This is a genomic window from Phenylobacterium sp. (genome assembly GCF_031425575.1).
In the GTDB taxonomy this organism is placed as follows: domain Bacteria; phylum Pseudomonadota; class Alphaproteobacteria; order Caulobacterales; family Caulobacteraceae; genus Phenylobacterium.
Genome location: NZ_JANPJP010000349.1, coordinates 19099 through 29419 on the forward strand (window position 1 = coordinate 19099; position 10321 = coordinate 29419).

Annotated in this window: 10 protein-coding genes; 3 read left to right on the forward strand and 7 right to left on the reverse strand. The window is 68.8% G+C overall.

The annotated features are described in order from the left end of the window. Position 1: 1 nt before the first annotated feature. Positions 2-2458, reverse strand: a complete 2457-nt coding sequence (locus tag RMO97_RS19235; protein WP_310542615.1) for a hypothetical protein — start codon at positions 2456-2458, stop codon at positions 2-4. 410 nt (positions 2459-2868) lie between these two features. Between RMO97_RS19235 and RMO97_RS19240 the strand changes: the two genes are divergently transcribed. Both RMO97_RS19240 and nspC read left to right on the forward strand, forming a co-directional pair. Further along, positions 2869-4074 (forward strand): saccharopine dehydrogenase family protein, encoded by a 1206-nt coding sequence (locus RMO97_RS19240; RefSeq protein ID WP_310542616.1) that lies wholly within the window; start codon positions 2869-2871, stop codon positions 4072-4074. Between the two features lie 5 nt (positions 4075-4079). Continuing rightward, a complete protein-coding gene (nspC, locus tag RMO97_RS19245; RefSeq protein WP_310542617.1) occupies positions 4080-5252 on the forward strand; it encodes a carboxynorspermidine decarboxylase in 1173 nt (390 codons plus the stop codon). Here the strand turns inward: nspC and RMO97_RS19250 are convergent. The 6 genes from RMO97_RS19250 to RMO97_RS19275 are packed head-to-tail and all read right to left on the reverse strand — an operon-like array spanning position 5222 to position 9392. Then, a complete protein-coding gene (locus RMO97_RS19250; protein WP_310542618.1) occupies positions 5222-5737 on the reverse strand; it encodes an HIT family protein in 516 nt (171 codons plus the stop codon). The two genes, nspC and RMO97_RS19250, sit on opposite strands and share 31 nt — an antisense overlap. Positions 5738-5748: 11 nt before the next feature. Next, entirely contained in the window at positions 5749-6048 is a 300-nt protein-coding gene (locus RMO97_RS19255; RefSeq protein WP_310542619.1) for a DUF1905 domain-containing protein, read from the reverse strand. Then, positions 6045-6839, reverse strand: a complete 795-nt coding sequence (locus tag RMO97_RS19260) for a tryptophan 2,3-dioxygenase family protein (RefSeq protein ID WP_310542620.1) — start codon at positions 6837-6839, stop codon at positions 6045-6047. The genes RMO97_RS19255 and RMO97_RS19260 overlap by 4 nt, the downstream gene beginning before the upstream one ends. Then, on the reverse strand, positions 6836-8059 hold the full coding sequence (gene kynU, locus RMO97_RS19265) for a kynureninase (RefSeq protein WP_310542621.1): 1224 nt from the start codon (positions 8057-8059) through the stop codon (positions 6836-6838). Before kynU ends, RMO97_RS19260 begins: the two co-directional genes overlap by 4 nt. After that, positions 8056-8409: a DUF6285 domain-containing protein gene (locus RMO97_RS19270; protein WP_310542622.1), complete on the reverse strand. Its 354-nt coding sequence runs from the start codon at positions 8407-8409 to the stop codon at positions 8056-8058. The genes kynU and RMO97_RS19270 overlap by 4 nt, the downstream gene beginning before the upstream one ends. After that, a complete protein-coding gene (locus tag RMO97_RS19275; RefSeq protein WP_310542623.1) occupies positions 8406-9392 on the reverse strand; it encodes a phosphotransferase family protein in 987 nt (328 codons plus the stop codon). The genes RMO97_RS19270 and RMO97_RS19275 overlap by 4 nt, the downstream gene beginning before the upstream one ends. A 116-nt stretch (positions 9393-9508) precedes the next feature. On the opposite strand from RMO97_RS19275, the gene RMO97_RS19280 reads away from it, so the two are divergent. Beyond that, positions 9509-10321, forward strand: an 813-nt coding sequence (locus tag RMO97_RS19280) for an acyl-CoA dehydrogenase family protein (RefSeq protein WP_310542624.1), incomplete at its 3' end; no start/stop codon positions are given.

Genomic DNA, 10321 nt, shown 5'->3' on the forward strand with positions numbered 1-10321 from the left:
GCTAGAAGAACAACTTCCGTAAGGTCAGCTTCACCGAGCGGCCCACCGGATCGAGTAGGTCTGGCTGGTAGCTGATGGGGGTGACACCGGTCCCATCTCGGACCTCCTGGCGGCTGTCGAACAGGTTGTCCACCGACAGGGTCGCGCGCGCGCCGCGCAGCCACGGGTAGTCGCGGGCGATGGGCTGGGCGCCCAGATCAGCAAACAGCCGCAGGTTCACCGTGGTCTGGTCGGAGAACTCCAGGTCCTCGGCTGTGGGGCCGCCCTCGACGCGGGTCGCGGCCTCCCAGTTGGCGTTCAGCGACACGCCCAGACCGCGCCGCGTGTAGTTGGCCTGGACATCCACCTGATGGCGCGGCGAGCCGCCGCCGGCGCCAATGGCCGCGCCGTCCAGCAGGTCCAGCTCCGGCAGGCCGGGACGGATCAGGATGTCGTCGCGGAACGCCACGGTGTGATAGACGCCGAACTGGAAGACGCCGCCCCGCGGGCCGCCGCCGCCGAAGGCGCCGAAGCCGCCACGACCGCCGCCCCCCCTTCGATAGCCACCACCACCACCGCCGTAGCCACCGGCCTCAGCCCGCTCAGGCCGCTCAGGCCGGGTCGCCGGAGCGCCTGGTCCCGCCACGCTCTCGGCGCCAGGCGGCCGCGCCTCAGCGCGACGCTGGCGCCAGGCGGCGATCTGTTCAGGAGTCGGCTGCGGTCCGACATTGCGCGAATAGGTGAAGCCGTAGCGCAGCTCGTCCCGCGCCTGGCTGGCGAAGTTCACAGGCCGGGCGTCGATCTGCACCAGACGGCCGCTGGCGTCGCGGACGAAGCGGTTGGGGAAGGCCGCCTCCACCTGAGTCGAGGCCGACGGGAAGGCGGCCACCACGTCCTCGGTGCGGCTGGAGACGTAGTTGGCCTGGAAGGTCAGGTTGGTCTCGTCGAAGGGCCTGTAGGTCACGCCCAGCTTGAGAACCTCCCGCTGGCCGCCGGTCAGGTTGGGGGACCCGCCGGTGACACGGATGACATCCACCGTCTCGCCGCGGCTCAGGTCGAAGACCCGTACCCCCGGGGTCGCCACAACAGGGTCACCCAGCTGGTTGATCGTGGGCGCCTGGTCGGTGCGGTTGACCGAGGCCAGCAGGCGCAGCGGCTTGACCGGGGTCCAGTTGAGGCCCGCGCCCACCGTCTCCAGGTCGCCGTAGTCCGACAGGTGCTGGTAGCCGAGGTTTAGGTTGCCCGACAGCTTGCCGAAGGTTTCCCCCAGCCCTTCGCCGGCCCGCAGCAGGGGCACGTCGAAGCTGGCCTGCAGCTGGCCGATGTTGCGGGTGAAGTCGGTGGCCCTGGCGGCCCCGGCGCGCAGGGCCTCGCTTTCCAGGCTGGTCGTCGAGACCCGCCCCGTCAGGGTGGCCCCGATCTGCCCGGCCGGCAGCTCGAAGAAGGCGCGGTTGAGCACGATGTCAGACTGGGCCGAGGTGGTGACCGCCTTGGTGCGGTCGGTATAGGCGATGGCGCCCAGGGCCCGGTCGTTGAACGACTTGGCCACGTTGCGCGAAAGATTTCCGGTGTAGGACCACTGCCAGCCGGCATAGGCGCCGCTCATGGCCCCGGCCAGGCTGGCGTTGTCGCTGGTGGAACGCCGGGTCAGGGCCTCGGTGGAGAAGGGCGAGAGGCCGAGCTTGGAGTCGGTGTCGGTGGATTCGTAGGTCCCGTTGAGCGTCCCGGAGACACCATTGCCAATGGGCCGAGCATAGACGGCGTTGAACACCACATTGGTGGTGTCGGGCCGCAGGGTCCGGAACGGGCTGGCGCCGATCACGTCGCGGTCGGCCTCCAGGATCGAGTCGGACCGGGTGGCCTTTGCGTCCAGGGTCAGGCGCTGGCCGCGCCGGATGCGCAGCACGGCGGCATGCCCCGCCGCCGTCGAGCCGGCCGCGCCCTGGGTCGGGACCTGGACCGAGCCCTCCGCCAGGGTGGCGCGGAAGCGCTGGCGCAGGACCATGTTCACCACCTTCTGCTCGGCGGGGTAGCCGTACTTCAGCGACACCTCCTCGGGCAGGATCTCCACCCGGGCGATGGCCTCGGTGGGCAGGTCACGGATCTCGGAGTAGCCTGAGGCCCGCGCCCCGTTGATCAGCACCACCGGCCGGCCGCCATTGCCCTGACCGCTGCCGGTCTGGGGCGCGAGGGCCTCAAGCAGCTCCGAGACGCTGGCCGCGCCATAGGCCCGGATTTCGCGGGCCGAAAGCGTGACCTCCGGGGCGATGTCGCCGGCCACCGAGCCGCGCAGGGTGCGCACGCCGGCCGTCACCACCAACTCTTCGACCTCGGTCTCCTCGTCGCCGTTGACGTCGACCGCCGGCGCTGGCGCCTGGGCATGGGCCGCACCGGCCGTCAGGGCGACGGCGGCCGTGCCGGCGAGCAGTTGAAGCAGGAAGCCGGACGCGCTGCGGCCGGAGGCAGGGAAGGAACGCAAGATGTTTGACCTATGGCAGAGACGGGGGGAGGTGCGGTCCCTGTCTAGGAGACCTCTTCACCTGAACGCGCGATGACCGGGCTTCCGTCGGTTTCTTGCCCCGACGTGTGACCCGGCGATGTCGTGGCGGACACGACGGCGATAATCCGCGTGACCCCCGCTGGGGCTCCCTAGCCCCGCCCAGGCGCCTGTATCGCCCCGCCCAGGCAGACGAAGACGGCGATTATTTTCCTCATCTGACCTCTGCCAATGGCTTTTCATTCCAAGGGCGGACGGATATGCGGCTTTCCGACATCCGACGCGTTGTTGTCGGCGGTTAGCGGACCCGGCCTGGCCGTGATAATCCCCCCGCAGGGCCGCCCGCGGGCGGCCAGGTCTAGAAGTTTGGTTCCGCGTCAGAAGGGGCACAGATGAGTAGGGTGCTTGTTATCGGCGCTGGCGGCGTCGGCTCGGTCGCCGTCCACAAAATGGCCATGAGCCAGGACATCTTCTCGCACATCACGCTGGCCAGCCGCCGGCGCATCAAGTGCGACGACATCGCGGCCTCGGTGAAGGCGCGAACCGGCGTCACCATCGACACCGCCGAGCTGGACGCTGACGACATCGCGGCCACCACCGCGCTGATCAAGGCCGTGCAGCCCGGCCTCGTGGTCAATCTCGCCCTGCCCTATCAGGACCTGGCGATCATGGAGGCCTGCCTGGCGGCCGGGGTGAACTATCTCGACACCGCCAACTATGAGCCCCGCGATGAAGCCAAGTTCGAATACAGCTGGCAGTGGGCCTATCAGGAGCGGTTCAAGGCCGCCGGCCTCATGGCCCTGCTGGGCTGCGGCTTCGACCCCGGCGTGACCTCGGTCTTCACCACCTATGTCGCCAAGCACCTGCTGGACGGCATCGAGACCCTGGACATTCTGGACTGCAACGGCGGCGACCACGGCCACCCCTTCGCCACCAACTTCAATCCCGAGATCAACATCCGCGAAGTGACCGCCCCCTCGCGGCACTGGGAGAACGGCCAGTGGGTGGAGGGACCGGCCCTGGCCCACAAGCAGACCTTCGACTTCGACCAGGTCGGGCCGCGCAATATGTACCTGATGTACCATGAGGAGCTGGAGTCGCTGGTCCGGTTCTATCCGGAGATCAAGCGCATCCGCTTCTGGATGACCTTCGGAGACTCCTACCTCAAGCACCTGGATGTGCTGACCAATATCGGCATGACCCGCATCGATCCGGTGATGTTCGAGGGCCGGGAGATCATCCCCCTGCAGTTCCTCAAGGCCCTGCTGCCCGAGCCCTCGACCCTGGGCGCGGTGACCAAGGGCAAGACCAATATCGGCGTCATCGCCACCGGCGCGAAGGATGGCGCGGAGAAGACGGTCTACGTCCTCAACATCTGCGACCACGAGGAAGCCTATGCCGAGACCGGCAACCAGGCGGTCAGCTACACCACCGGCGTGCCGGCCATGATCGGCGCGGCCCTTATGCTCACCGGCCAGTGGCGGGGCGAAGGCGTGTTCAACATGGAACAGCTCGATCCCGACCCGTTCATGGACATGCTGAACCGGCATGGCCTCCCCTGGCAGGTCAAGGATCTGCCGGCGCCCCTGGCCTTCTGAGGCCCATGGAGACCCAGGCCGGCGGTCCCGGCGCCTTCGTCCGGTTCGACCTGGCCCGCGTGCCCTCCCCCTGTTTCGTGGTGGACGAGGCCGCCGTGCGGCGCAACCTGGCCACCCTGAAGGACGTGGGCCGGCAGGGGAACGCCAAGGTGCTGCTGGCGCTGAAGGCCTTCTCCATGTGGGCCCTGGCCGAGGTGGTGGGGGAATACCTGGACGGCGTCTGCGCCTCGGGCCTGTGGGAGGCAAGGCTGGCCCGCGAGCACTACCGCGGCGAGCTGACCACCTATTCGCCGGCCTACAAGGCCGCCGACCTGCCCGAGATCCTGCACCTGTCGGACACGGTGATCTTCAACTCTCCGGATCAGATCGCGCGGTTCGCAGCCCAGATCGCCGAGGCCCGCGCGCAGGGCGAGGTGTTCGAGATCGGCCTGCGGCTGAACCCCGAGCACAGCGAAGCCGAGGTCGCCAAGTACGACCCCTGCCAGACCGGATCGCGGCTCGGTTTCCCCGTGTCCCAGCTGCGCCCCGAGCATCTGGACGGTGTCGACGGCCTGCACATCCACGCCCTGTGCGAGCAGGGCTTCGAACCCCTGCACCGCATCTGGAAGTCTCTGGAGCCCAGGCTCGAGACCCTGCTGCCCAGGCTGAAGTGGCTCAACCTCGGTGGCGGCCATCACATCACCCGCGCGGATTACGACGTCCCGGCCCTGACCGCCTTCCTGCGCCAGGTTCACGAGCGCTACGGCGTCGAGGTCTATCTGGAGCCCGGCGAAGCCATCGCGCTGGATACCGGCATCCTGGTGGGCGAGGTCCTCGACACCTTCGAAAACGCCCTGCCCGTCGCCATCACCGACATCTCGGCCACCTGCCATATGCCCGACGTCATCGAGGCGCCCTACCGCCCGGCCATGCTGGGCGAGGCCGACACCGGTGTCGCCACCCGCCTCGGCGGCCCCTCCTGCCTGGCCGGCGACATCATCGGCGACTACGTGTTCGCACAGGCGCCTCGGCCCGGCGACCGCATCGCCTTCCTCGACCAGGCCCACTATTCGATGGTCAAGACCAACACCTTCAACGGCGTGCCCCTGCCGGCCATAGCCCTGTGGAACAGCGACACCGACGCCCTGCGCCTGGTGAGGGAATTCGCCTACGCCGACTTCCGCGACCGGCTGTCCTGAATCGCCGCGCCGATCCGCGCCGCCAGGTCCGCCATCTCCTCAGGCTCCATCGCCAGGAACCCAGCCCGCTCCACATCCAGGGCCGCGAACTGCTGCTCGTCCAGCGGCACGCCGGGCGGCAGGGCGGCGACATGCCAGTGGACGTGCCGATTGGCCTGCTGGCTGCCCAAGGACAGGATGTAGACCCGCTCCACCTCCAGCACCACGCGCAGGGCCTCGCCGACGTCGTGGACCAAGGCCTGAAGCCGAAGGTAGTCGTCGCGGCTGAAATCCCCCGTCACCTGCTCCAGGTGCGCCTTAGGACAGACCAGAACGTAGCCCGGCAAGGGCGGGAATTTGTTGAGGAAGGCGATGGAGACATCGTCCTCATAGACGACATGATGGGCGAACTCCGGGTCGCCCGAGACCAGCCCGCAGATGAAGCAGGGCCGGCTCTGCACCGAGGCCACGTAGCTCGCCACGTCGAACTTCCGCCGTTCGGCCAAGGCGTCCGCTCCTATCGTTGCGCCGGTTGCACAGTCATCTCGACCGGGATCCGGTCCCCCGCCGTGACATTGGCCTTCTTCCGCACCGCGTCCTTCAGCGGCAGGTAGTAGGTGCCGTCCCTGGCGAACATCGCCGTGGTGAAGACCACGTCGTTGATCTCCACCTCCACCGGGATCATGCCCCAGCCGTAGGTCACCAGCTTGGCGATACGCCGGATCTCCTCGGCCTCCGGGGCCGGGAGCGGGGCGAAGAAGAAGGGCGACGGGCCGCGCCATTGGATGACCTCGACCTCGAAGCTGAACGGGCTCACAGCCCCGTCCGCACCTGGAACAGTTCCGGGAAGAAGGAGCCGTCCAGGGCCTTGGCCAGGTAGCTGGCGCCGGACGAGCCGCCGGTGCCGGGCTTGAAGCCAATGATCCGCTCCACGGTCTTCAGGTGGGCGAAGCGCCATTGCTGGAAGCGGAACTCCAGGTCCACCAGCTTCTCGGCCAGTTCGTAGAGGTCCCAGTACTGTTCGGGGTCGCGGTAGACCGTGGCCCAGGCCGCGACGATGGCCGGGTCGGCGACGTGGACCTGGCTCCAGTCGCGCTCGGCGGGCAGGTCGAAGCCGCGCCGTTTCAGCAGCCGCACGCACTCGTCATAGAGGCTCGGGGCGGCCAGGGCCGCGGCGAGGTCGGCGTGGGCCGGCGTCCCCTCATGGACCGCCAGCATGGAGGCGTCCTTGGCCCCCATCAGGAACTCCAGCATCCGGTACTGGTGCGACTGGAAGCCGGAGCTCTGGCCCAGGTGCGGGCGGATGGCGTGGTATTCGCTGGGCGTCATGGTGGCGAGCACGTCCCAGGACTGGATCAGCTGGCCCTGGATGCGGCTGACGCGGGCGATCATCTTGAAGGCCGGGCCGAGGTCATCCTCGGCGATCTGCTGGCGCGCGGCGGCCAGCTCGTGGATCGACAGCTTCAGCCACAGCTCCGAGGCCTGGTGGATGATGATGAACAGCAACTCGTCGTGTTCGTCCGACCGCGGCCGCTGGGCGCTGAGGATCTGGTCGAGCGCCAGGTAGTCGGCGTAGCTGATGTCGGGCCGGGTGTGGATTTCGCTCATGTCACCGCCGCCACCTGGTTGAAGCGGGGCTCCCGCCATTCCTCGCCCGCCATCACCTGGACGAGGTGGTCGACGGCGTCCCAGACATCGACATATCGCACATAGAGCGGGGCCAAGCCGAACCGCAGGACGTCGGGGGCGCGGAAGTCGCCAACCACGCCCCGGGCGATCAGAGCCTGGACGATGGGGTAGCCGTTGGGATGGGTGAGCGAGACCTGGCTGCCGCGTCTTGCGGAGTCGCGGGGACAGGCGACGCCGAACTCCGGGCAGCGTTCCGCCGCCAGGTCCAGGAACAGGTCGCCCAGGGCGCGGGACTTGGCGCGCAGGGCCGCCATCTCCACCCCGTCGAAGGCGGTGAGCGCCGCATCCAGGGCGGTCAGGCCCAGGACCGAGGGCGTGCCGCAGAGGGTCCGCAGCATGCCGGCCCCCGGCGCGTAGTCGTCGCGGAAGGCGAAGGGCTGGGCGTGGCCCATCCAGCCGGTGAGCGGGCTCTGGAAATCCGCCTGATGCCGCCTGGCCACGAAGGCGAAGGCCGGGGCGCCGGGGCCGCCGTTCAGGTACTTGTAGCCGCAGCCGACGGCCAGGTCCGCGCCCGCCCCGTTCAGGTCCACCTCCAGGGCGCCGGCGCTGTGGCTGAGGTCCCAGAGGGCGAGCGCGCCGACCTCATGGGCCCACGTGGTCAGCGCTTTCATGTCGTGCAGTTCGCCGGTCTTGTAGTGGGCGTGGGTCAGCAGCAGCAGGGCGACGCTGTCGTCCAGGGCGTCGGGGAAGCCGCCTGGCTCCACCAGCCGCAGTTCTACGCCGGGCAGCAACTGCGCCAGGCCCTGGAGGATGTAGAGGTCTGTGGGGAAGTTGCCTGGCTCGCTGAGGATGACCTTGCGGCCGGGCCGCATCGCCAGGGCGCCCGCCGCCAGCTTGAAGAGGTTCACCGAGGTGGAGTCGGCCGCGATCACCTCGTCAGGCGCCGCGCCGATCAGAGCAGCGATCTTCGCCCCCACGTGGCTCGGCAGGTCGATCCAGCCGGCGCTGTTCCAGGACCGGATCAGGCCCCGACCCCACTCGGCCTCGACGGCCTCGGCCAGCCTGCCCTTCACCGCCTTGGGCAGGGCGCCCAGGGAGTTGCCATCGAGATAGATCAGTCCCTCTTCCAGCTCGAAGAGGTCCCGGCGCGCCGCCAGGGGGTCGGCGCGGTCGAGCGCGAGGGCGTCGTCGCGGGTCATCGGGCCGACGCATAGTTGGGCTGGTCGATGGCCACCTGGTCCTGCGCATTGGCGCGGAGAGCGGCCAGCAGACCGGGGGTGCCGGCGTCCATCTCCCCGGCCTGCAGTCTGGCGCAGAGTTCAGCGGTGAGGTCCTCATAGCTGCCCGTATGGCCCAGCAGGCCCGACATCCGCGCCACAGCGTCGGCCTCGGCGGCGGGGCCAAGCATCAGCTCGCGCTGCACGACACCCAGCACATTGACCGCCACCCGGGCCAGGAAGGCGTCGCGGGGTTTCAGCTCCGGGCGGAGGGCGTCGATCCAGCGGGCCACGGCCTCCACCAGTTCCTCGGTGCGCGGATGGGTGATCACAGGCCGGCCTCCAGCAGATTGGCGAGATCGATCTCGGTCTCCGAGACCCGGCGGCCGATCATCGGCCGCTCCACCGAACTCTCGGCCCCGGCGGCGTAGCTGGAATACATCATCAGGCACATGACGCCCCACTTCAGCGACCCGAGGGCCTGCCAGTAGCGGAGGCGGCTGAGGTCCACCGGCGCCCCGCCGGCCTCGCCGTAGCCCGCCAGCAGGTCGCCGTAGTCCCCGAACCCGCCCACCGGCCGGTCGCTGCGCCCGAAGCGCCAGGAATTGACGCACAGCCAGCCCAGGTCCTCGGCCGGGTCCCCCAGGTGGGAGAGCTCCCAGTCCAGGACCGCCGCGACACCGGTGTCAGGGCTGATCATCAGGTTGCCGTTTCGGAAATCGCCGTGCAGCAGCACGTCGGCGACTGCCGGCGGCGTGTGCTTCTTCAGGTGCTGAAAGGCCAGCTCCAGGATCGGCCGCTGGGCGCCCGACTGCCGGTAGACGTCCTCGTAGCGGTCAAGTTCCTCCGCCGCGTCCGAGCGCTTCAGCGGGATGGCGTCCGGCGAGGCCGAATGGATCTGGGCCAGGATCTGGCCGCACTGTCTGGCGAGCCTGGGCCGCACCGCCTCGAACCTCGGATCGGTGACGATTTTGCGGCCCAGGGCCTCGCCCTCCACCCGGGCGGTGATGTGCGCCTCCCCGAGGCCATCGTCCGGCTCACACAGCCGGATCAGCGGCGCGACCGGGGCGCCGACCTTGGCGGCGGCGCGGATCAAGGCGGCCTCGGTGGCCAGAGAGGTCGACCGCGCGGTCTCCTCGTCGAAGGGGCCAGGACGCCGGCGCAGGATCATCTCGCGAGGGCCGCCCGCCCCGGTCAGGGTGAAGGCCCAGGTCTCCATGCTCGCCCCGCCCGACAGACGTTGGACGGCCTCGACGCCCGTCCCCCCGAGGGTCGGCGCCAGGCGCGCAAGCGCTTGTGGAATATCGACTTCCATGACGTTGCGGAACCTCAAGCTGACTCAGGCTTGACGATCTGCGGCTCTCAGCGTCGGCTTGTAAATCGTCAAAATGAACGGCTGCCGGTTCCAAAAACAGGCCGAAGGGAAACGCCATGGACTTCAACCTGCCCCCCGAACTCGTCGCCTATCTGGCGCAGCTGGACAGCTTCATCGAGGCCAAGATCAAGCCTCTGGAGCAGCGCGACGACAACATGCGCTACTTCGACCACCGCCGGGAATATGAGCGCACCGACTGGGACGCCGGCGGCCTGCCGAAGAAGGAATGGGAAGACCTGCTGGGCCAGGCCCGCAAGCTGGCCGACGAGGCCGGGCACCTGCGCTACGCCTGGCCTCAGGAGCTGGGGGGCAAGGGCGGCTCCAACCTCGACATGGCGGTGATCCGCGAGCACCTGGCCGCCAAGGGCCTGGGCCTGCACAACGACCTGCAGAACGAGCACTCCATCGTCGGCAACAACCCCTTCATCCTGATGTTCAAGGAGTTCGCCACCAACGCCCAGTACGAGCGCGACGGCGAGAACCTGCTGGCCGGCAAGATGCGCACGGGGTTCGGCCTCACCGAGCCGGAGCATGGCTCCGACGCCACCTGGATGGACACTACCGCGGTGCGCCAGGACAAGGACGGCCAGCCCGGCTGGCTGATCCAGGGCGAAAAGATGTGGACGACCGGCATGCACGTGGCGACCCACGTGATGGTCTTCGCCCGCACCAGCGGCAAGGACGGCGACGCCACCGGCATCACCTGCTTCATCGTCCCGGCCGACACCCCCGGCGTGAAGATCGAGGAGTATCTGTGGACCTTCAACATGCCCACGGACCATCCCCGCGTCAGCTTCACCGATGTCTGGATTCCGGAGGACAGCTACTGGGGGCAGATCGACCGGGGGTTGGGGCTGGGCCAGTCCTTC

Excerpts from the sequence above, each read along its gene's own strand:
- RMO97_RS19240 (WP_310542616.1), top strand. The coding sequence starts at position 2,869 with ATGAGTAGGGTGCTTGTTATCGGCGCTGGCGGCGTCGGCTCGGTCGCC.
- nspC (WP_310542617.1), top strand. The coding sequence starts at position 4,080 with ATGGAGACCCAGGCCGGCGGTCCCGGCGCCTTCGTCCGGTTCGACCTG.
- RMO97_RS19260 (WP_310542620.1), bottom strand. The coding sequence starts at position 6,839 with ATGAGCGAAATCCACACCCGGCCCGACATCAGCTACGCCGACTACCTG.
- kynU (WP_310542621.1), bottom strand. The coding sequence starts at position 8,059 with ATGACCCGCGACGACGCCCTCGCGCTCGACCGCGCCGACCCCCTGGCG.
- RMO97_RS19275 (WP_310542623.1), bottom strand. The coding sequence starts at position 9,392 with ATGGAAGTCGATATTCCACAAGCGCTTGCGCGCCTGGCGCCGACCCTC.